At 67.3% G+C, this 21,811-nt stretch carries 18 protein-coding genes; 10 read left to right on the top strand and 8 right to left on the bottom strand.

Annotated features, from left to right (window positions below):
• Positions 1 to 24 precede the first annotated feature (24 nt).
• Positions 25 to 843, bottom strand: a complete 819-nt coding sequence (locus CYFUS_RS11455; RefSeq protein ID WP_095985259.1) for an SDR family NAD(P)-dependent oxidoreductase — start codon at positions 841 to 843, stop codon at positions 25 to 27.
• A 198-nt stretch (positions 844 to 1,041) separates the two neighbouring features.
• The gene (locus CYFUS_RS11450) at positions 1,042 to 1,785 is read right to left on the bottom strand and encodes a hypothetical protein (RefSeq protein ID WP_095985258.1); all 744 of its coding nucleotides are present in this window, start codon (positions 1,783 to 1,785) and stop codon (positions 1,042 to 1,044) included.
• Between the two features lie 124 nt (positions 1,786 to 1,909).
• On the opposite strand from CYFUS_RS11450, the gene CYFUS_RS11445 reads away from it, so the two are divergent.
• From CYFUS_RS11445 to CYFUS_RS11430, 4 genes are all read left to right on the top strand, one after another.
• Positions 1,910 to 2,335 carry an Rrf2 family transcriptional regulator gene (locus tag CYFUS_RS11445; protein ID WP_095985257.1) on the top strand — a complete coding sequence of 142 codons (426 nt, stop codon included), beginning with the start codon at positions 1,910 to 1,912 and terminating at the stop codon, positions 2,333 to 2,335.
• Positions 2,336 to 2,507: 172 nt separating this feature from the next.
• Complete coding sequence (locus CYFUS_RS11440) at positions 2,508 to 3,329, top strand: protein-ADP-ribose hydrolase (RefSeq protein ID WP_198316541.1); 822 nt, start codon at positions 2,508 to 2,510, stop codon at positions 3,327 to 3,329.
• Between the two features lie 13 nt (positions 3,330 to 3,342).
• A complete protein-coding gene (locus CYFUS_RS11435; protein ID WP_095985256.1) occupies positions 3,343 to 4,218 on the top strand; it encodes an NAD-dependent protein deacetylase of SIR2 family in 876 nt (291 codons plus the stop codon).
• A 127-nt stretch (positions 4,219 to 4,345) separates the two neighbouring features.
• On the top strand, positions 4,346 to 5,266 hold the full coding sequence (locus CYFUS_RS11430) for a patatin-like phospholipase family protein (protein ID WP_232537498.1): 921 nt from the start codon (positions 4,346 to 4,348) through the stop codon (positions 5,264 to 5,266).
• A gap of 3 nt (positions 5,267 to 5,269) precedes the next feature.
• Here the strand turns inward: CYFUS_RS11430 and CYFUS_RS11425 are convergent, their stop codons facing one another.
• The 3 genes from CYFUS_RS11425 to CYFUS_RS11415 form a co-directional block, all read right to left on the bottom strand.
• The gene (locus CYFUS_RS11425) at positions 5,270 to 5,671 is read right to left on the bottom strand and encodes an NUDIX domain-containing protein (protein ID WP_095985255.1); all 402 of its coding nucleotides are present in this window, start codon (positions 5,669 to 5,671) and stop codon (positions 5,270 to 5,272) included.
• Between the two features lie 115 nt (positions 5,672 to 5,786).
• Positions 5,787 to 7,742, bottom strand: coding sequence for a family 43 glycosylhydrolase (locus CYFUS_RS11420; protein ID WP_095985254.1), 1,956 nt, complete (start codon positions 7,740 to 7,742; stop codon positions 5,787 to 5,789).
• Between the two features lie 104 nt (positions 7,743 to 7,846).
• On the bottom strand, positions 7,847 to 10,462 hold the full coding sequence (locus CYFUS_RS11415; protein WP_157758388.1) for an ATP-binding protein: 2,616 nt from the start codon (positions 10,460 to 10,462) through the stop codon (positions 7,847 to 7,849).
• Between the two features lie 45 nt (positions 10,463 to 10,507).
• On the opposite strand from CYFUS_RS11415, the gene CYFUS_RS11410 reads away from it, so the two are divergent.
• The 5 genes from CYFUS_RS11410 (at position 10,508) to CYFUS_RS11390 (ending at position 16,490) form a co-directional block, all read left to right on the top strand.
• Positions 10,508 to 11,101 (top strand): lipase family alpha/beta hydrolase, encoded by a 594-nt coding sequence (locus CYFUS_RS11410; protein WP_232537497.1) that lies wholly within the window; start codon positions 10,508 to 10,510, stop codon positions 11,099 to 11,101.
• A gap of 322 nt (positions 11,102 to 11,423) precedes the next feature.
• Positions 11,424 to 13,079 carry a hypothetical protein gene (locus CYFUS_RS11405; RefSeq protein ID WP_095985252.1) on the top strand — a complete coding sequence of 552 codons (1,656 nt, stop codon included), beginning with the start codon at positions 11,424 to 11,426 and terminating at the stop codon, positions 13,077 to 13,079.
• Positions 13,080 to 13,184: 105 nt separating this feature from the next.
• Complete coding sequence (locus CYFUS_RS11400) at positions 13,185 to 13,658, top strand: hypothetical protein (protein WP_095985251.1); 474 nt, start codon at positions 13,185 to 13,187, stop codon at positions 13,656 to 13,658.
• A 21-nt stretch (positions 13,659 to 13,679) separates the two neighbouring features.
• Entirely contained in the window at positions 13,680 to 14,150 is a 471-nt protein-coding gene (locus CYFUS_RS11395; protein WP_095985250.1) for a carboxymuconolactone decarboxylase family protein, read from the top strand.
• Positions 14,151 to 14,558: 408 nt separating this feature from the next.
• Entirely contained in the window at positions 14,559 to 16,490 is a 1,932-nt protein-coding gene (locus CYFUS_RS11390; RefSeq protein WP_095985249.1) for a DUF6055 domain-containing protein, read from the top strand.
• Between the two features lie 51 nt (positions 16,491 to 16,541).
• On the opposite strand, the gene CYFUS_RS11385 is transcribed toward CYFUS_RS11390, so the two are convergent.
• The 3 genes from CYFUS_RS11385 to CYFUS_RS11370 form a co-directional block, all read right to left on the bottom strand.
• Positions 16,542 to 17,981 carry an SLC13 family permease gene (locus CYFUS_RS11385; RefSeq protein WP_095985248.1) on the bottom strand — a complete coding sequence of 480 codons (1,440 nt, stop codon included), beginning with the start codon at positions 17,979 to 17,981 and terminating at the stop codon, positions 16,542 to 16,544.
• A gap of 28 nt (positions 17,982 to 18,009) precedes the next feature.
• Positions 18,010 to 18,351 carry a hypothetical protein gene (locus CYFUS_RS11380; protein ID WP_232537496.1) on the bottom strand — a complete coding sequence of 114 codons (342 nt, stop codon included), beginning with the start codon at positions 18,349 to 18,351 and terminating at the stop codon, positions 18,010 to 18,012.
• A 926-nt stretch (positions 18,352 to 19,277) separates the two neighbouring features.
• Positions 19,278 to 20,141, bottom strand: coding sequence for an SDR family oxidoreductase (locus CYFUS_RS11370; protein WP_198316540.1), 864 nt, complete (start codon positions 20,139 to 20,141; stop codon positions 19,278 to 19,280).
• Between the two features lie 222 nt (positions 20,142 to 20,363).
• On the opposite strand from CYFUS_RS11370, the gene CYFUS_RS11365 reads away from it, so the two are divergent.
• On the top strand, positions 20,364 to 21,749 hold the full coding sequence (locus CYFUS_RS11365) for an SCP2 sterol-binding domain-containing protein (protein WP_095985244.1): 1,386 nt from the start codon (positions 20,364 to 20,366) through the stop codon (positions 21,747 to 21,749).
• Positions 21,750 to 21,811: the final 62 nt, after the last annotated feature.

Genomic DNA, 21,811 nt, shown 5'->3' with positions numbered 1-21,811 from the left:
GGTGGGCGGAAGGAAGAGCGCGCCTCAGCCCACCTTGGAGCTGGTGATGCCCAGCGTGTCCAGGTAGCTGTGGACGCCACGGATGTGATTGCCCCCGTCGACGGCGATGGTCTCACCGGTCACCCACGACGCGAGATCACTGCACAGGAACGACACCACCTTGGCCACGTCCTCCGGCTCGCCGACCGCCTTGCCGAGCGGCGTCCGCTCGAGGAACGCCCGGGTCATGGCCTCCGTCTGCAGACCGGCCCCCTCGGACAGGGGCGTGCGGATGAGCCCCGGCGCGACGATGTTGGCGCGGATGCCGTAGCGGCCCAGCTCCGAGGCCGTGACCTTCGTGAAGTTCGCGAGCCCCGCCTTGGAGGCGCAGTAGTGGGCGAGCCCATCCGTCACGTCCGTCTGGTTCAGCGACGAGATGTTGACGATGGAGCCGGGCTGCTTCGCGTCCACGAGCGCCCGTCCCAGGGCCTTGGTGAAGAGGAAGGGCCCCTTCAGGTTGATGGCGAGGATCTGATCGAATTGCTCCTCCGGCATGTCGATGATCGGAGAGAGGGCGCCCGTCCCGGCGTTGTTCACCAGGATGCCCGGCAGACCGAACTCCCGCGTGGCGGTCTCGATCGCCCGGGACACGTCCGCGGCCCGGACCACGTCTCCCGTGAAGGGCACGGCCCGCGCACGTCCCGCCATCGCCCGGTTGAGATCCTCGGCGGCGGCCTCCACCTTCTCCCGGGTACGGCCGAAGAGGAGGACATTGGCTCCGTCCCGCATGAGATGCGCGGCGATCGCCAACCCGATTCCCTGCCCCGCGCCTGTCACAATGGCACTGCTCGATACGAGCTTCATCCTGGCCCCCTTTTGTTTAATGGAAGACAGGACGCTACCTACCCTCGAGGAGGAACAGCAAGGAGGCGTCCCCGAATGACCCGCCGCGTCATCGGGTCCGGCGAGCATCATCCAGAACGTGGCCTGGCACCTGCTGGCCATCGAGCACGTGATGGGCATGGCCCAGGTCCACTTCGAGGGAGCGTGAGCCCATCCCCCTCAGCGAGTCAGCAGGGCGAGGATTTCCTTCACATAGGGGGAGTCGCACTCCACGCCCGGTGTGTCCGGTCCGGAAGCCGTCTCGCACCGCTGGAGGACGTGCAGGAGCGGATGATCGCAGGACAGGGCGGTCAGCCCCACGGAAGCCAGCTCCGCGCGGGCCTTCTTCTCGGCGGCGTCGAGCCGCTCGGCCCGGGCTGGCTCCTGTTGGCGAAAAGCCGCTTCGGTCATGGGCTTGCCATCCGGCAACTTCCGGCCTCCACGTCGCAAGCCATCGACGAGCAGGGGTACCCTGCACATCTCCAGGGAGCGGGCCGCGCGCAAGACGTCCCGGCCGTCCGCGGGCTTCGTCCCGGGCGGAGGCCCGGCCCAGACCACCCGGCACGGCTCGAGCACGGGATTGCCGCCCGACTGGCCCCGCGAGAGGCCGTGCATGGCCACGAGCTGCCCCGCGGCCAGATTCCCGGCGGCGGCCGCCTGCCCCGCCTCCACCCGGCAGAGAACGGACCGGGTGGGCTGGTTCGACGCGAAGGTGACCACGAGGCGTCCACTGTCCTCGTGGATCGCCTTGATCAGACCGGCCACCTCCACCTCGCCCCCGTCCACGACGCCCCGTCCACCCGGAGAGAGCATCCCGTCCGGAGAGGTGCGCACCATGTCCGTGGGCGCGGTGGGGACCGAGGACTTCTTGCACCCTCCACCCGCCACCAGCCCCAGCACCACCACCAGCAACACACGCTTCAACACGACCTCCTCGACGGATGAGCGGCCCCCACCCTACCGGAAGCCACCGCCCTCGCGCTGGCCGTTCATTCCGTGTTGACACGACGGTGAACTGAAACCATATTGGTTACAGTTCGAGTCCGCGATGAACACCAGCAGCCGATTCACCGTCGCCATCCACATCCTGACCCTGCTCGCCCATGGTAGGGGGGAGCAGCTGACGTCGGAGTTCATCGCGGGAAGCGTGAACACCAACCCGGTCGTCATCCGGCGATTGCTGGCACTCCTGCGTGACGCCAGGCTGGTCACCGCCCAGGTGGGCGTGGGGGGTGGCTGGCAGCTCGCACGGCCTCCCAGGGGAATCACCCTGAGGGACATCTACCGCGCGGTGGAGGGAGGCACCCTCTTCCCGCTGCACAGCAACACCCCCAATCCCCTCTGTCCCGTGGGGAGCACCATCCAGTCCGCGCTCGCCGGGCACTTCGAGGAGGCGCAGCTCGCGCTGGAAAAGGATCTCGAGCGCACGACCGTCGCGGACCTCGTCGAGGAGATAGACGCGCTCGCCCGCTAGCGAGGGACGCGGACCTCTTTTTTTACCCTGATTTGTAACTACCTCTGTTTCATTTATTTGGGTGATGACCGTGACCGCTCCAGCGCTGGCCCTCGACGCGTATCGAGGGCTCGTCTCCCTCGACACTCCGTTCACGCCCCCCGCCCCGGCCTCGGAAGAGGAACGATCGGCCTTGCCACGACGTCTGATCGAGCACCTCCAGGCGGACGGCACCGAGCAACCGCTGCGGGAGGAGTCGGGCCCGAGCACCCGGCTGGAGGCGAATGAGCGGGCCTGGCTGCGCGCGCTCCTCACGGTTCGCGGCCCCCAGCAACTCCCGGAGGACTTCCTCCTGGCCCTGGACCGGCTCCTCCAGGCGGAGCGGCGGATGCGCCCCGAGGTGGACCCCATCCACCTGCCCCGTCTCGGCGACGTCCCGGGCACGGCGGCCGCCCACTGCGCCGTGTGGCAGGGGGACATCACCACCCTCGCGGCGGATGCCATCGTCAACGCTGCGAATGCCCAGTTGCTCGGGTGCTTCCGTCCCTTCCACGCGTGCATCGACAACGCCATCCACGCGGCGGCCGGCCCCAGGCTGCGCGAGGACTGCGCCCGCATCATGAGAGCCCAGGGCACGCCCGAGCCCACGGGCCACGCGAAGGCGACCCGGGCCTACAATCTGCCCGCCCGCTACGTGCTGCACACGGTGGGCCCCATCGTGCGCGGCGCCTTGCGCTCGGAGCATGAGGAAGCACTCGCCGCCTGCTACCGCGCCTGTCTGGACGTGGCCACGCGGCTCCAGGGAGTGCGCTCGATCGCGCTGTGCGCCATCTCCACGGGAGTCTTCGGCTTTCCCAAGGGGCCCGCCGCCCGGGTGGCGCTGCGCACGGTGGGAGCGTGGCTGCGCGAGCACCCCGGCACGCTCGAGTTGGTGCTGTTCAACGTCTTCGGTGACGAGGACCGCGAGGCGTATTCCGCGGCACTCCAGAGGGGAGCCCTCGATGAACACGCGTGAAGGAACACGGAACATGGGGCACGAGAAAGCGGTGGAGCTGGCGCGGCGCTGGCTCGAGGAGAGCGAGCGGGTCCTCATCGGCGCGGGGGCGGGCATGTCGGCCGCGGCGGGCATCGACTACGGAGACACGGCGACGTTCGCCCGGCTGTTCCCCGCCTTCGTGCGCCTGGGCTTTCGCGCCCAATACCAGTTCATTGGTCACGAGGGCCTCACCCCCGCGCAACACTGGGGCTTCTGGTCGACGCACGTGAAGCACGTGCGCTTCGGAGAGGACGAGCGCCCCGCCTACCAGACACTCCGGCAGCTCGTGAGGGACAAGGACACGTTCGTGCTCACGTCCAATGTCGACATGCTGTTCCCTCGCAATGGCTTCGACGAGGCTCGGCTCTTCACGCCGCAAGGGGACTACGCACGCATGCAGTGCCGGAGGGCCTGCTCGCACGAGACCTGGCCCACGCGGCCCTTCATCGAGCGATGCCTCGCGGTGATGGATCCGGAGACCCAGCAGGTGACCGCTCCGGACGCGATCCCGCGCTGCCCCCGCTGTGGAGGGGACGTCTTCATGAACGTGCGACTGGACGCGTCCTTCGTGGAGGAGCCCTACATCGAGCAGGCGCGGCGCTTCCGACAATGGGTGCGCGATGGCGCGGCGCGGCGGCTGCTCGTCATCGAAGTGGGGGCGGGCTTCAACACGCCCTCGGTGGTGCGCTGGAGGATGGAGCACCTCGTCCACCACCACCCCGATGCCCGGCTGATCCGCATCAACCTCACGGACCCCGAGCTTCCCGAGGAACTCGGCGAGCGTGCCGTCTCCCTGGCGATGGGGGCGAGTCAGGCGTTCGAGCTGCTGGGGTATCAGGCGGCCACGCATGATCTTCCTTCGGCCTGACGGCCAGGCTGCCCGCGGAGGATGTCCCGGCGCGGACTCCATCCTCGTGCACCAGGGTGATACCGGGCCTCGGGAGATGCCGTTATGCACCCCTCATCCAGAGTCCATGATGAGGGGGGCAGTCGCCATGTCTGAACGTGTTGCCACGCTCGTGCTGTCCGGCGGAGGAGCCAAGGGTGCATTCCAGCTCGGCGCCGAGCGCGTCCTTCGCGAGGAGCTCGGTTTCCGCTGGGAGCGCATCATCGGAGTGTCCGTCGGAGCCCTCAACGCCACGCTCCTCGCCCAGCAGGAATACGCCCGGTTGATGGACCTCTGGCTGAACATCCGGGAGGAGGACATCTACCGGAAGTTCTCCTGGCCCGTCCTGGCCTTCCGGCTCGCCGTCCAGCACAAGCTCGGGTTCTACGATGACTCGCCGCTGCGAGCGCTCATCCAGAAGCACGCGGCGGGGCGGCCCTTCCGAGTCCCCACCCATGTGGGCCGCGTCTCGCTCGTGTCGGGCGAGTACGAGCTGCTCGGCCATGAGAGCCCCGACTTCCTCGACGCGGTGTGGCACAGCTCGACGATGCCCGTCATCTGGGAAGCGATTGGTCCCCAGGCGTTCGTGGACGGAGGACTGCGCAACGTCACCCCACTCGGCGACGCACTGGACTTCAACCCGACGGAAATCGTGGTCATCGCCTGTAGCTCGGGAAAGGCAGAGCAGGCGCCCTCCCCGGCCAGCATCATCGACGTGGCCAAGCGCAGCCTCACCGACATCACCATCAGTGAAATCCTTCGCAATGACGTCGATGAGTTCGTCCGCATCAACAACCTGGTGCGGCAGGCCCGCGCGGTGGGCCTGGAACTGAAGAAGCCAGACGGCAGCGCCTACCGCTATTGTCCCATCACCGTGATCCAACCCAGCAAGCGGCTGGGGGACATGCTCGACTTCTCGTCCGTGACCATCCGGCTTCGCATGCGCCACGGCGAGGAGGTCGCACGAATGGAGATGGCACGACAGAGCCTGATGAACCTGCCGCCCCCCGTGCCGCCCACACCCGTGTAAAAGTCATCCACCCCTCCGCGCCAACGCCGTCCGGGTCGACAGGGTCAGGGGCCCGGGCAGGTCATCCAGCGCGAACCAGCCCACCCCGGCCAGGGCCGCGGGTTCGCGGTTGATCGGCTCGCCCCGGACGATGTGGGCCCGGTAGACCGGCGACACCCAATGGGTGCCCGCCGCCACGTCGATCTGATCGACGAGGCAGAGCAGCCCGTCGAGGGCGATCTCCACGCCCAGCTCCTCGGCGATCTCCCGGACCACCGCGGCTTGCAGCGTCTCGCCGAAGTCGACCTTGCCGCCCGGCAGCCCCCAATGGTCCGCCTCCGGCATGCGCCGACGCCGCACCAGCAGCAGTCCATGGTCCGGGTCCTGGATGAAAGCACCGACACCCACTCGGGGTTGAGGCTCCATGTGTCGCTCCTCACGGGGTTGAAACCGGGGCGACCCTAACACCGCGAGGCCCCTCTGGACGGCTCTCGGCGGACGCGGGCTCCAGGCCCGCGTCCGGAGCCCTCCTCCTCGAGCGCTACGGCGCGAAGATCTTCACCGACGACATCTTGTCGTTGGCTTCCGCCGGGATCAGCGACGTATCCGCCGTGAACTGCCACATCGTCCCGGTGAAGTTGTCGTCCGCATAGATCTGCACCGTCCAGCCGGCGGGGACTCGGAGCGAGCTCATCCAGTCGTTGGGGATACCCGCCGCGATGAGCTGCGTGTACGTGTAGCTCCCGGCGCCCAGCGAGACCCCGAGACCGCCGTACCCACCATCCGCGTAGAAGATGACCCCGGGCGGCTTCGTGGCATTCACGTTGTCGAACGCGGCCGCGCTGTCATGGGCCCGGAGTCCAAGCGCGCCCGAGGCATACGTGGCATCGGTGGCCGTGACGATGGGTGTCGCCGAACGGTTCAGATAGACCGAGAGACGGTCTCCATTGGCCACGACCGCGAGGTGATAGGTGACGTTCGGATCGATCGCGGCGGCGGCGCTGGCGAGCTCGGTCCAGGTCCCTCCGTTCGCCTTGCCCAGCACCACCCTGTCGGAGCCCGCGGCGATGCCGGCGTAGTACCCCTTGTAGGCGTCGAGCCCGGCGCCCGGGCTGCTCACCCGGAACATCAACCCCGCGTCCCCGGAGGCGCCCGGCGTGACGTCGGCCTCATGGGACAGCGCGGAGAAGTTGGTGTTCAACAACGCCTTCGCATCCTGCACCTGCGGGGTGGCATACCGGCCGTTCGACACGGACCATGTCGCGCCGTAGGTGCTCCAGCCCAGCGAGTCGCCATCGCAGAAGTTGTCCTGGCTGCTCATCTCCACCGGCTTGATCGTCCCGTCGCTGTTGAAATACATGCGCTCATAGGCGAGCACGCGGTGATTCCCGTCCGTATCTCCGAGCGGATGGCGGTGATAGAAGATGTACCAGTCGTCCGTCCCAGGGACGTTGATCACCGTGTTGTGACCCGAGCCGGTGCCGATGGCCGCGTTCTGGCTGAGGATCGTCCCCACCTTGGGGAAGGGCCCCAGCGGCGAGTTGGCAATGGCATACGACACGCGGTAGTCCGGCCCCGTCCACCCGCCCTCGGACCACATCAGGTAATACTTCCCGTTGCGCTTGAACATCAGCGCGCCCTCGACGTAGCCCGACGGCGTGATCTCCTTGAAGGACGAGCTGTCCAGGCTGATCATGTCGGCGTTGACCTTGACGACGTTGCAGTGGCCCCAACCGCCGTAATAGAGATACGCCTGTCCGTCGTCGTCGATGAAGATGTTCTGATCGATCGGCTGCGCCCCATTGACGAACTTGCCGATCAAGGGTTTGCCAAGCGCGTCGACGAAGGGCCCGGCGGGGTTGTTCGACTTCGCGACCCCGATCCCGCCCAGCTGTCCGTCGTTCTGGATGTCGTTGGCCCCGAAATAGAGATAGTAGGTGTTGTTGCGGAAGATGGGCGACGGCGCCCAGATGGCCCGGGTTGCCCAGGACACGTTCACCTTGTCCAATACCTTGGAGTGCTTCGTCCAGTGGATGAGATCCGGGGACGAAAAGGCATCCAGATAGGTCTGCTCGTTATAAGGAGCGGAGTACGTCGGATAGACCCAGTACCGGCCGTTGTAGAACTTCATGTCCGGATCGGCATACCAGCCGCCCACGAAGGGATTGCCGGAAGTGCCGGGCGAACACTCCGGCGCGAGGGGCGCGACCGCTGGCGATTCGTGGCCAGGGCCCGCTCCCCCAGAGCCGGAACCGAGGGCGGGCGACACGCCCGGGCCGCCGCTGCCTCCGCTCGGGCCGTCATCCCCACCCGTGTTCTGGGAGGGCGTCGTCCCGTCGCCACAATGGAGCGTGGCGGCCAGGAGCAGTGGCGTCAGGCTGCCCAGCCCGGGCCGCCGCCACGCACCCCTTGGAGGCAGTGAATCACGATCTCCGCGAGCCACCGCGGCTGTGTCCACACGACGGCCTGCACGTCCATCATCGAGCGTCGATTTCATGGCCCGCATCCTGCGTCGGATCAGGTCCAGGCCTCAAGCCAAATTCAAGTTTACCCTGTATTCCAAAATCAACCCGTCAATACAAACCCTTGGGCCGCCTGTCCTCAGACTTGGGGGTGCGCGAGCATGGCGTGCATCCCGGGGGGGAGCGCCACCGTGAAGGTCGAGCCCTGGCCCGGCTCGCTCTCCACCAGGATGGAGCCCCCGAACGCCTGGACGATCTGCTGCGTGATGTGGAGCCCCAGGCCCAACCCGCCATAGTGGCGCTCGGACACGGCGCGCTCGAACTTGCCGAAGATGCGCGAGCGGTGCTCCGGCGCGATGCCGATGCCCTCGTCCCGCACCGACAGCCGCGCCATGCCCCCTTCCGACCAGACGCGCACGTGAATGGGCCGGCCCGCTCCGTATTTGAGCGCGTTGGTCAGCAGGTTGATCACCACCTGCTCCAGCCGCACCCGGTCCCACTCGCCCACCACGGGCGGTCCGGCCCATAGCTCCACCGCGCAGCCCGCGTGCACGGCCTCGTCCGAGAACTGCGCGAGCACGTCCCGCGTGATCGCCACCAGGTCCACCCGCTCCAGACGCAGCGGGAGACGGCCCTGTGCCAGCCGGGAGACATCCAGCAAATCGTTCACCAGCCCCGACAACTTGCGCACCTGGGCCTCGCAGATCCGCGAGGCCCGGAGCACGCGCTCGGGGTCCACGGGCCGGCTCACCGCCGACTCGACCACCCGCCGCAGTCCCTGGAGTTGCAGCCGCAGCGGCGTGAGCGGCGTCTTCAGCTCGTGCGAGGCCACCGCGAGGAACTCGTCGCGCAGACGCACCGCGCGCTGCGAATCCGTGAAGAGCCGCGCGCGCTCCAGCGCCGCGGCCACGCGGTGCGCCAGCTCCTGCCCCAGGGAGATGTCCTCGGGGCCGTAGCGCCGCCGCTGCGAGCAGGAGCCCAGGGTGACGAGGCCCAGGGCGCGCTCGTGCGAGCGCAGCGGCACCACCAGCACCGAGCAGGCCTCGTCCGACAGCTCCTCGAGCTCGGGCACGGTGCGCGAGGCCAGGTAGCGCCACGTCTCCACGCCGAAGTCCTGGAAGAGCAGCGGCTCGCCCGAGTGCATCGCGTCCAGCAGGGGCCCCCCCGAGTCACTCAGCGGGGGCAACGGCCACCCCCGCCGCAGCCGCTCCTCTCGCGCCTCCTCCCGGTGGGCCACGGCCGCCCTGCGCAGGAGCCCCTCGGGGGTGCACAGGTCGATCACACACCAGGAGGCCACCGAGAGGCTCGCGAGACCCGCCACGTCCTGGAGCGTGGCGTCGGACACCTCCAGTGACTGGCCCAGGGCACGGCTGGCCGTGGAGAGAAAGCGCAGCGCGCCCTCCGCGCGCTTGAGGTCCGACAAGTCCAGCACGAAGGTGAGGACGCGGTCCTGCTCCTCCACCCACGCCGCGCCCGTCAGCACGGGCACACGGCCGCCATCCCCGCGCAGCAGTTCAAGTTCGTGAGGGCGGGACGCGCCGCGCGTCCACGGCTCGCCCGGCTCGCCAGCGAAGGATCTCTCCTCTGGAGGCAACAGCATGCGCCAGTGCAGGAGGCCCCGCCGCACCTCCTCCCGCTCGTGACCGACCAGCGAGAGGAAGGCGTCATTGGCCTCGAGCAGGAGGCCATCCCGGTCACAGAAGCACAGCCCCATCATGTTGGACTCCATGATGCGGCGGAACACACTCTCTCCCTCGCGCAGGGCCCGCTCCATGCGCAACCGCTCGGTGATGTCCTCGAGGACAGCCACCGCGGCCGTCACCCGGCCCTCCGCGTCACGCACCGGCCCGGCACTCACCTCGAGCGTGAGCGGGGGACCCTCCTTGCGAGGAAATTCCGAGACCTCGCCATGCACCACCTCGCCGGAGAGGGCACGAACCAGGGGCCACTCGCTCGGGAGATAGGGCCGCCCGTCCGGATGGAAGGCGCTGCTGGTCGCGTACTCCTTCAGACCCCAGTTGGGAGTCACGGACCAGTTCCCGAGCCGCAGTGCCAGGTCATTGGCCATCACCATCCGGCCACTCGGGGCCTCGGCGAGGATGACGCCCTGAGGCAGTTGCTGGAGCACGGCCTGGAGGCGGCGATGCTCCAACTCCAGCAGACGGCGGTGCTCGTCGGACTCGGCCTGCGCCCGCTCCGCTGCCTCACGCAGATCCCTCTCGCGCGCATACAGGAGGGCACGCTCCAACGCCTGCGCGCAGTGCTTGGAGATGAGGCAGGCGAAGTCCTTGTCCTCCGCCGCGAAGCCATGCCCCAGCGGGAAGCCGACCCCCAGCACGCCCAGCAACCGTCGATCCACGTGCAGCGGCAGGAACGCCCACGCGCCATTCTGGTTCAGCGGCATGTCGTCGAGGGCCGGGTAGAGATGGCGGAAGGACGCCAACGACTCGACCCAGACGGGCTTCTCCGTGAGCGCGGCCTCCGCGATGGGAACAGGCTCGGTCACGGGCAGCCAATGCCAGCGCTCGAGAGCATCCTCGGGCATCCCCATCGCTTGAACCAGGTGCAGCATCCCGGGCACCACGAGCAGATAGATGCAAGCCTCGCATGCTCCCATGGCCGGCCCCGCCTGCTGGACGATGACACTCGCCACTTGCTCGGGCGTGAGCGCCCGCGACAGCTCGCTCGTCACCTTCTGCAAGCGCAGCAGCCGCTCCATCGATTGCCGCGCCGCCCGCTGCCGCCTCTCACTCAATCGGACTCCGTCGTCAGGAGCACTCCCACGGAGTCAACAACGCCCGTGGCGTTCGTTGCTCCCGTTGCGCCGCTGGCGGACGGGTTGACGCGAGCCGGCTTCCAGGACGTGCAGCGCGTCGAGCTGAAGCCCAACAATGGGGCGGCCCCCATCCGCGTGCTGGCCGAGCAGCTGGCCGGGGCGGCCAGCAGCCTGCGCGCGCGGACGGGCAGTGCGCGAATCGACGTGGTGGCCTTCAGCATGGGGGCACTCGTCAGCCGCTATTACCTGCAGCGGCTGGAGGGCCGGAACCACGTGCGCCGCTTCGTGTCCATCTCCGGCCCCCATGCGGGAACGCTGATGGGGTGGCTGCGAGCCAACCCCGGGGCACGCGACATGCGGCCCGGAAGCGAGCTGCTGCGGGGGCTCGCCGCCGACGAGGCCCCTTTCGGGGACGTCCAGGTCTTCACCCTCTGGACACCGCTCGACCTGATGATCCTCCCCGCTCGCTCCTCCCAGCTCGCCGGAGCGGGGGAGCGCACCATCCCCGTCGTCCTCCACCCGCTGATGCTGCGCGATGGGCGGGTCCTCCGCTCGGTACAAGAGGCTCTCACGGTGGAGCGTCCGGAGGACTTCCCGCCCCTGCCGGCCACGCCCTGAACCTCCGCCACGCTCGTGGCTGAAATCCCTCGACTCCTTGCTCATGGATCTCCCGGATTCTCATCCACGGGGAAAGGGATGAGGACGAAGAGCCCATCGCGTGATGACTCCTGTCACAGGATGGTGACAGCTGTCCCCACCAGGTGATGACAACAGACTCCACCCATTGGGGTCTCCAAATCCTATCACCCGGCGAGAAACCTCCTGATTTCAACGGGGTAACAGTCCAAGCGGAAGCAGGAGATGTAGGCATGGGTAATGCAATTCACCAGACCCGTCCTAAGACACAAACAGCATCAAACCATCTCCCGGAAAAACTCTCATGCACTCCATCAGCAAAAGCAGACTCCCGAGCCGTCCCAACGTCGATTCCAAGAAGACGAGCAGGAACACGAGCCAGGGCAGCAGCGCGGCGTCGCGCGGCAACACGGCCCCGGCGGCGACCGACGTCACGCACACGCAGGCTCCGCAGGCCGCCGCATCGACCGAGGCCGCGCACGAGCAGAATCCGCATGATCTGCAAGCGACGGTGAAGACGGCCGAAGACATGCAGGCGGTACTCGACCGCTTCGAAGCCGAGCGCGCGCAAGGCAAGCCGGTGGCCGTCATTTCAGGAGGCAGCCTGAGCGGCTACGCGGTGGCGCTGAAGCTGAAGAACCTGGGCTTCAACGTGATCAGCGCCGAGGCTCGCGGCACCTACACCCGGCAGAACGTCGTCGGACTGAAAGAGGAAGCCGTCCACTCGCTCGCCCACCTGTCGCCGGACGGCAGCCTGCTGAACTCGCTGGCGGAGTCCAACCGGCTCAGCATGAGGAAAAGTCGGATCGTCGAGAAGGACAACACCTTGCAGCAGGCCCCCTCGTCCTCTCATCGCTTCGCGGACTGGCTGATGCCCCAGCAGAACGGCAACCCGCTCCCGCCCCGGATTCCGGTACGCGAGGCCGAACCGCAGAAGCAGCCGTCTTTCATCGACGCCAACCCGGCCACGGCGAAGAAGCACGAGCCCATGGAGCACTTGAACCTGGAATGGCCGAACAAGGAAGTCGTCACGGCCATGGACCCCAAGGAGTGGAACTACCCGAACATGGAGCGCATCAGCGAGGACACGCTGGCCATCGGGCAGATCCGCGACCTGGAGGTCGGGTTGAACCAGCACGCGGTCAAGCAGGGCATCGAGGTCGCGCACGCCAGGGTCGCGCTCAAGGACATGGGCAGCCAGTACTCGCCCGAGTTCCAGTTCGGCAACGAGCATGTCGCGACCAGGTTCCCGGTCGACCTGGTCGTCGTCGCCGAGGGCAAGGGCAAGAACACGTCCGTCATCAGCCCCGAGCAGCACTCCATCGAGACCGGCGAGTCGTGGTACCAGCGGAACTTCGTCGTCGAGCCGGGCCTCAACAGCGGCACCAGCCTGGTCGGGTCCCGCACCGACCCGGACAAGCGGCCGCTGGTGCCGATCCGCATCAACCGCAAGGACGACTCTCTCATCAACGTCGCGCACTACGCCCGTCGCGACGAAACCGCGGAAGAGGTCTGGGCCAAGAACGCCGACCGCACGCAGGCCACCTTGCGCGCGGCGGGCTCGGCGGCCGACGCGAACGACCCGTCGATCGTCGAGTACCGTTCCGGCCGGATCGACGTGAACTACCGCCGCAGCGAAACCACGGCGCGCGGCAATGCGGTCCTCGTCGGTGACGCCGCCGGTACGGGCTCGCCCCTCGCCGGCGCCGGTGGATCGCTGGCGCTGTCGATCTACCCGGAAGCGGTGGAGCGCCTGGTCAAGCACCCCGGCTTCAACGACCCGAACACCCGGGAGCAGGCGAATGCGGCCTACCGGGAGGACGCGGACAAGGCGGTCGATGTGTGGCAGCGCAAGTCCGTCGACATTCAGCGCGCGCTGAACCTGGTGCCGACCGAAACCGCACAGCAGGTGAATGCCTCCAGCGGCAAGGTCAAGTCGTTGAAGAACTCCGTGGAGTAATGCTCTTCCCGGAAGGGTGTCGAAGGACTCGTATCAGAGCCGTGCCTGCTACGAGTCGTCTGACACTCCGTCCGGCTGCTGTTCCCGAACGCGAGGCTCGCCACGGTGACTCCGTCGAGCCAGTTCCCCCTGGGCGTCACCCTGAGTCATCGGCGCCGGCTGGCGCTCCTGCGATGGGCGGAGCGCTCGAATGCCTGGGTCTTCGAGGATGACTACGACAGCGAGTACCGCTACGTCGGCCGGCCGCTCGCGTCCCTGCAGGGCCTGACGCCGGACGCGCGGGTCATCTACACGGGCACCTTCAGCTTCATCACCGAGGGCCACTTCGGCCGGCACGTGCGGCGCATGAGAACCCTCTACGCCGAGCGACAGGCCCTGCTCGTCGAAGAGGCCCGGCGCGAGCTGGCGGGGTTGATCGAGCTGCACCCCGCGGACACGGGCATGCACCTGACAGGCTGGCTGCCCCCGGGAATGGATGATCGCACCGCCTCCGCGCGCGCGGCCTCCGCGGGCATCCACGTCTCTCCCCTCTCCGCGTTCCGAGAAGTGGCTCTCGTCCGGGGAGGACCCCCTCATTAAGAACCTCCCAGGAGGAAGCACATGAAAGCACGCATCAACGTCGCGGCTGTCGCCCCTGGGGCGTACCGGGCCATGCTGGGCCTCGAGAAGTACCTGAGCGAGTGCGGTTTGGAGGAGGGATTGCTCCACCTCATCAAGCTGCGCGCCTCTCAGCTCAACGGCTGCGCCTACTGCATCGACATGCATTGGAAGGACGCACGCGCGCTCGGAGAGACGGAGCAGCGTCTGTACGGGCTGAATGCCTGGGAGGAGAGCCCCTACTACACGGAGCGCGAGCGAGCGGCCTTCTCGTGGACCGAGTCCCTCACCAACCTCGGGGAGGGGCACGTGCCGGATTCCGTCTATGAGGCCGTGAAGCCGCATTTCTCCGAACGGGAATTGGCCGACCTGACGCTCGCCGTGGTCACCATCAACGCGTGGAACCGGCTCGCCATCGCCTCCCGTACGGTCCCAGGCGCGTACACTCCCGCGGCGCACTCCCAGAAGGGGTAGCGCAGTCATCTCCAGCCCGTACGGGCGCGAAGCGCCCGCGCGGCGGCCGAAGACTCGGGTAGTGAATCGTGAGCAGCCGCCCGACAGCAGGGCCCCGAGGCCGAGGGTGAACGCGCGTCGTCCGAGTTTCGCCATGGGAGAACTTTCCGCACCCCGGCGCGCCCCTGGCCCAATGATTCTCACCACGCCAGGGACGCTGACGTCCGCTGTCCTACGTTCCCATTCATCCAGACCCAATGGGGCCGGGCTACGGAACATGCGTTCTCGTTTTCTCAATTTGTTGCATAAGCTTTTTATACGGTTTTTACAGGATATGATGAGGTATACCCATCTCAAGGCACGACCGCCCTTCTTTGGCCGGCTGTGCCAGGGATTCAAGTCGCCGAACAGACGAGGAGGAGTCAAAGCATGATCATCCACAGGAGCTTGCGTTCCCCTGCCCTGCTGCTCGTGATGGGCATCTTTGGAACCGGATGTCTTCCGGACGAAGGCACGACGCAGGAAGAGGGCGTCTCCGGTGAATGCACCAGCGGAGAATGTAACAGCGGCGACACGGGAGGCAGCAGCGAGTCCAACGGCGGCGGCGAAAGCAAGCTGGTGACCGCGTGTGATCCCGGAACCACGACGACGGCCTGGGCGACGAGCTGTCCGACCTCACCGCCAGCCTGCACCGCGGGAACCTGGAAGGCGGGCGGACCGGATCCGGATCACACCAACTTCAAGCTGATCAAGGAGTCCGCGCACTTCGCCATCTATTCGGACGAGGCCATCTCCGACTCCACGGCCCAGTCCGCGCTCGACACGCTCGAGAACACGATCTGGAAGTTCTATTTCGGCTCGCCGATCTACTTCAAGGAGCCGCTCTGCAACCAGACGAACAAGACCAAGGCCAGCATCCACGTGCATTCCGGATGGGGTCTCTCCGGCGGCGCCTGGTCCTCGACGCGGATGGGTATGTGGATCGGCCCCGGCGCGCTCAATGATCACTGGGGGCTCGGGCACGAGTTCATGCACGCCGTGCAGAGCGTGAGCGGCGGCATGACTTGCAACCAGTCGAACACCTGCGGTTGGATCTACGAGAGCCACGCCAACTTCATGCCGCACCAGCTCCCCGAGTACCGCGGCGAGGTGCATTGCTCCGAGATGTCCGTGAACGCGCCGCACGTCTATCTGGGCTCGACGCGTGACCGCTACTGCAATTGGCAGTTCATGGAGTTCTTGAAGGACAAATACTGCTACAGCGCGGTCAACGAAATCTGGACGAGCAGCCCGAGCAACGATCCCTTCTCGCAAATCATGAAGACGCGCGGCTGGAACATCAGCCAGCTGAACGACTTCTTCGGCGAGTGGGCGATGCACAACGTGACCTGGGATTACAAGGATCCGCCCCCCACCAGCGGAGGCAACCAGGGCCCGACCTACCGCGCGAGGTATGGCTCGATCACGACGAAGTCGAGGCCGGAGCAGCGCCTGCGGCTGACCCAGCTCGAACCGCTGGATGGGAACTACGCGACGACTCGGCGCTTCGCGACGCCGACCGGCTGGGCGCCGCAGCGCTGGGGCTACAACATCGTGCGGCTCTACCCGGAAGCGGGCGCCACGAGCGTGACCGTGACCTTCCGTGGCGTGACGCAGAGCGGAGCGGACTCCGATTGGCGCTGGGGGCTCGTCGCCACGGACAGCGCCATCACCACGCCTCGCTATAGCGCCATGCAGCGCGGCTCGGACGGCGCGCTCGAGTTCTGCATCAATCCCGGCGAATCGCTCTTCCTCGTCGTGGTCGGAACGCCCTCGGTGCAGAAGCAGATCGTCTGGGATCAGATGTACAACACCATCCATCGCTACCCGTGGATGGTGCAGCTCGCGAATGCCTGGCCCGAGGGATTCAAGACCGGCAGCCAGGACGCCTGTCCCACGGGAACGAAGCGTCACTCGAACGGCGGAGGCTGCGTCACCACCAGCGTTCCGGCGAGCGTGTACGTCGGCCCCTACGCGCAGGTGCTCGGCGGAACCGTGAGCGGCTCGGCGCGCATCGAGGATCACGCGGTGGTCCTGTCGGGCAACGTCTCCGGCGGCACCGTCACCGGGCTGTCGGTGCTGACGAACGGCTTCGGCGTGAGCGGCTCGGCCAGGGTCGCCTCCACGTTCTATCCGCTCGGCTTCTACGAGGGCCAGCAGTCGGCCTCGGGCACGGCGCAGATCTTCGGTGATGTCGAATACCGGGGCGTGGGCCTGAACAAGTCGAGCGGCTCCTACTCCGGCTTCGTCGACTCGAGCACCCCGTCCCTCTCGAACCCGACGGACGTCACGATCGCGCCGCCCTACGCCTGGCGGCCGTAGCGCCGGCGAACAGGGTTGCCACGGCAGCGCGCGACAGCGGACCGTCCGCGCTCAACCGAGCACGAAGCGAACCCAGACGAGCCCATGGAGGGTGAGCACGGCGGAGGCGAGCAGGTCCAACGCCCCGCCGAGCTTCATCATCGTGGGCAGGCGCACATAGCCGCTGCCGAAGACGATGGCGTTGGGCGGAGTGCCCGCGGGCAGGGCGAAGTCGCACGACGCGGCGAAGGTGCTCACCGCGAGCAGGGGGAGCGAGCCGGGCAGCACGTTGAGCAGCACGTTCACGGTGGCGGTGTTGGAGGCCACGGCGGACAGGGCCACGGTGGACAGGGCCACGGCGCCGTACTGCGCGAGCAGGCCCAGGGACTCCAGACCCGCCAGGCGCACGCCCAGGTAGGTGGACAGGCCGCTGCCCTCGATGCCAGCGGCGAGCGCGAAGCCTCCTCCCAGCAGCAGCAGTGTGTCCCAGGGCACCCGGGCCAGCGCCCCTCGGGACAGCCGCCCCAGCAACACCAGCGTCCCGGCGGCGAGCATCGCCACGGCCGCCTCGTAGTGCTTCCCCAGCAATTTGAAGCCCCCGAAGGCCGAGGCCACCCACGGGGCCAGCACGTCGCGCAAGAAGTCCCCGCCCATCCACAGCGCCGCGGCCACCAGGAAGACGGTGCCCACCACCTTCTCGCCCCCCGACAGTGGCCCGAGCGCGGCCAGTTCCCGCTCAATGAGGTCCGAGCCCCGCCCGGGGCCGAGCGCGTCCAGGCGGCCCTCGCGCCACAGCACCCACCAGACGAGCGGCAGGAAGAGGAGGACGAAGGGCAGGGCCGCCACCATGTACTCGAGAAAGCCCACTTCGGCGGCCAGCCGCCGCGAGGCCACGCCCGCGAAGACGGAGTTGGTGGGACTGCCGATCTTCGTGCCAATCCCTCCGATGTTGGAGCCGTAGGCGACCGAGAGCATCAGCGCGGCGCCGAAATGCCCGAGCCGGCGGCCCTCGGCGGACTCGAGCTGGGAGACGAGCGCCATGCCGATGGGCACCATCATCACGGCGGTGGCGGTGTTGGAGATCCACAGCGAGACGAACGCGGTGGCCAGGAGCAGGCCGAGCAGCAACCGCCGGGGCTCGGTGCCGATGGTGCGCATGATGAGCAGGGCGATGCGCCGGTGCAGGTGCCACTGCTCCAGGGCGGCGCCCAGGGCCATGCCCCCAAGGAAGAGGAAGATGTAGGGGTCCACGTAGGGCAAGGCGGAGCGGCCCACGGCGGAGGGAAGGCCGCGCACGCCGAAGACGCCCAGCGAGGGGAAGAGGACAAGCGGGAGCAGGGAGGTCCAGGCCATGGGGACGGCCTCGGTGAACCACCAGAGGGCCATCCAGGCGGCCACGGCGGCGGCGGCGGCCGGGCGGTGGCCGGCACCGGGGACCTCGTGGAGCCCCGAGGGGATGAGCAGCAGGGCCGCGGCGGCGAGCGGCCCGGCGAGCAGTCCGAGCAGGCGCATACGGGACGGCGGTTTCCGGAGATGGGGCCTACTTCGAATCTGGAGGTTCCAGTTCTTCCGGCAGGGGCCTCGGGACGAACTTCAATCCCTTCGGCATCTCGTACACGACAAAACCCTGGTCAGCGATTTTAACGAGATCGCCATCCTTGGCATTTCCTCTGGCGAGCCACTTGTCCGCCTCCTCTCTCGTCACGAACGTTTGGGCAATGGTCACCGGCTTATAGGTGAAGAACCTCCGAAAATAATCACGGTATTCATCCAGTTTCTGGATGTCGCGGAGGTAAAGCAACGCTACCGAGGCAATTCGGAGCGCTTCGTCTTCCGGCGTGCCCTCCGGGTACTTCGCGCCCACAGTGCCGAGCATCTTCATGACGGTGTCAACATCGAAGTCTGAATGATAGGTCATTGGTGCACCAGGTTAGAGGGCAAGAGGAGCCAGAATCAGCCCGCCAGAGCCACCAGTCGTAATGACGAAGGCAACGCCAGCGATGATGACGACCGTACCAAACGCCACTTCGGCCTTGTGCATCCTGATCCACCCAACCGCGTCCTCAACGCGCGAGAACTTCAGCTCCTTCGCCTTCTTCTCATTCTCCTTTTCTCATTCCATATACCGCTTGCGGCATTCCCTGGTGCAATACTCGTTATACCATTCGTCCCGTTTCGTGTGAGGCCATGGTAGAGTACGAGCGTTCCAACACTCATTGAAGCACTCGACATGCTCCGCATCGCAATCGCGGAAGCCAGCTCCGCCAGTTCCGAGTGCAGTGCCGACTCCACGCGCATCCTCGGAGATGACGTAGACCCGTTCTTCTAGCCGTTGCCCGTGAGCACATCCGACGCTGAGCACCGCCATGGTGGTCATCGAAACAATCAGACTCATCTCTTTGTCCACCGCGTACTCTTCCTTTCTACCTGGCTATTCCTGCTCAACAACCTCCAAGGTACATGAGGAGGTTCGCGAAGAGAACGGGAGCCAAGGAGTCTGTTCCGAGGAAAACATGTGCTTCGTGCCGAGCCCTCCGATGTTTGAGCCATAGGAGACCGAGAGCATCAGCGCGGCGCCGAGGTGCCCGAGCCGGCGGCCCTCGGCGGACTTCGGCTGGGAAACGAGCGCCATGCCAATGGGCACCATCATCACGGCGGTACGAGAGGGCCATCCAGGCGGCCACAGCGGCGGCGGTGACCGGCACTGGGGACCTCGTGAAGTCCCGAGGGGATGAGCAGCAGGGCCGCGGCGGCGAGCGGCCCGGCGAGCAGTCCGAGCAGGCCCCCATCGACAGAGGGCGCTGCCGCTCAGCGTCCGACGCCTGTCAGCTCGGCGCTCATCCGCCACAGCTTCTCGGCGGCGTCGTCGTCCTGGGCGGCCCGGGACTCCTTGGCCACCTTGCTCTTGATGAAGTACCTGCCGCTCACGCCCTCCACCTCGGGCGAGGAGGCCAGGTACACCGACGTGCGAGCGCCGCCCTCGGCCGAGAGCATGAAGGGCGCGGCGAGCTTGATCAGGTGCTTCAGGATGCCCTCGGAGTTGAGGGCGAAGCCGGTGCGCACCACGCCCGGGTGCAGGCTGTTGGTGGTCACCTTCGTGCCCTCCAGCCGCCGCTTCAGGCCGCGCGTGAAGAGGATGTTGGCCAGCTTCGAGTTGCCGTAGACCCTCATTGGGCTATAGCCGCCCCGCTCGGCCTGCGGGTCGTCGAGGAAGTCGAGCGAGCCCAGGCGGTGGCCCTCGGAGGAGACGTTCACCACGCGCGAGGCACCGCTGGCCGCGAGGAGCTCCAACAGCTCGTGGGTGAGCAGGAAGTGCGCGAGGTGGTTGGTGGCGAAGGTGGCCTCGAAGCCATCCGAGGTCACCTTGCGCCGGTCGATGATGAGGCCCGCGTTGTTGAGCAGCACATCCAGCCGCGAGTACTTGCGCTGGAAGTCCTCCGCGAGCTTGCGGACGGAGGCCAGCGAGGTGAGGTCCGCGAGCAGCAGGTCCAGCTTCGCGTCGGGGACGGTGCGGCGGACCTCCGCGAGCGCGGCCTCTCCCCGGCCCGGATCCCGTCCCGACAGGACCACCGTGGCCCCCTGACCCGCGAGCCCCCGTGCGGACTCCAGCCCGATGCCCGAGGTGGCACCCGTGATGAGACAGACCTTTTCCCGCATGTTTCCCGCTGTCATCCGCGACGACCCTCCAAGGCTCCAGAAATGGAGGGCCCTCTATAATCCGCGGAGTCCCCCGCGCGCATCCATCTCGGTGTCGATCGCTCCGCCCATGCCTTCGCTCCGCGGGTCCGCTTGACCGGACGGATTACACAAGTAATATTATACCCATAATCCATCCTGTCGCACGAGCCCACGAGGAGCAGGGCGGGCGCGGCATGTCAGGGGCGAGGTACCTCGATGGCAACGCGAGAAGAGCAGGCCCCCGTCACGGGCGACCTGGTGACGGAAGAGCGCATCCCGGCGAAGATGGCGCGACATCCCACGGTGCAGCGATTGCGCCGCCATCCGGCCGGGGCTCCGGAGGCGGTGACGGCGGCGTGGCTGCGCGAGGTGAGCCTCGCGGCTGGCGTGGACGACGTGGGTTTTGTCTCGATCGAGCGGCCAGAGATGGCCGAGGAGCGCCCCTATGTCGAGGAAGCCCTTCCAGGAGTGCGCACGCTGATCTCGATCGTGGTGCGAATGAACCGGGACAACATCCGCAGCCCCGCGCGCAGCGTGGCCAACCGGGAATTCCATCAAACGTCCGAGCTCGTCGACGAGGCGGCCCGAGAAATCGTCCAGGCCCTCGCACAGAGGGGCCATCGCGCCGTCAATCCCTCCATGGCCTTCCCGATGGAGATGGACCGCTATCCTGGCCGGGCCTGGGTGGTCTCGCACAAGCGCGTGGCGGTGGCGGCAGGGCTTGGACAGATGGGGTTGCACCGCAACGTCATCCACCCGCGCTTCGGCAACTTCATCCTGCTCGCCACGGTCCTCACCGACGCACGGGTCGAGGAAGAAGGGCAGCCGGTCGATTACAATCCCTGCATCGATTGCAAGCTCTGTGTCGCCGCCTGCCCGGTGGGCGCCATCCACCCCGATGGGCATTTCGACTTCTCGGGCTGCTCGACCCACAACTACCGCGAGTTCATGGGCGGCTTCATCAACTGGGTCGAGGCCATCGCCGACAGCAAGAACGGGAAGGACTACCGCGATCGGGTCAGCGACAGCGAAACGGCGTCGATGTGGCAGAGCCTCTCGTACAAGCCCAACTACAAGGCCGCCTACTGCCTCGCCGTCTGTCCGGCGGGAGAGGACGTGCTCAGCCCCTTCCTGCGCTCACGGGGAGCGTTCATGGATCAGGTGCTGCGCCCCCTGCAGCAGAAGGAAGAGATCCTGTATGTCCTCGCCGGGTCGGATGCCGAGGCCTACGCGCGCAAGCGCTTCCCGCACAAGCGGCTCCAGCGGGTGACGACCAGCATGCGCCCCCGCTCGGTGAAGGGCTTCCTGGGCGCGATGCCTCGGTTCTTCCAGCGTGGAAGGGCCAAGGACCTCACGGTCTCGGTGCGGTTCTCGTTCACCGGGGCGGAGCAGCTCACCTCGACGGCGCGCATCGTCGATGGAGCGCTGAGCCTGGCGGAGGACGACGTGGCGCCCGTGGACGTGGAAGTCACGGCGGACGCGAACGCGTGGCTGGAGATCACCCGCGGCCGCAGCCCGCTCAAGGCCATGCTCCTGGGACGGCTCCGGCTCCGCGGAGACCGCAAGCAGTTCAAACGCTTCATGCGCTGCATCGGGCGCTGACGCGTGAAGGCAGTGACACGGCGGCCCCCCGCGCGGTCGCGGGGAGCCCGCCCTGCCTCCCG

Origin of the sequence: Cystobacter fuscus (assembly GCF_002305875.1) — a bacterium.
GTDB classification, from domain to species: Bacteria; Myxococcota; Myxococcia; order Myxococcales; family Myxococcaceae; genus Cystobacter; species Cystobacter fuscus_A.
This window is presented reverse-complemented; position numbering and strand designations above follow the sequence as displayed.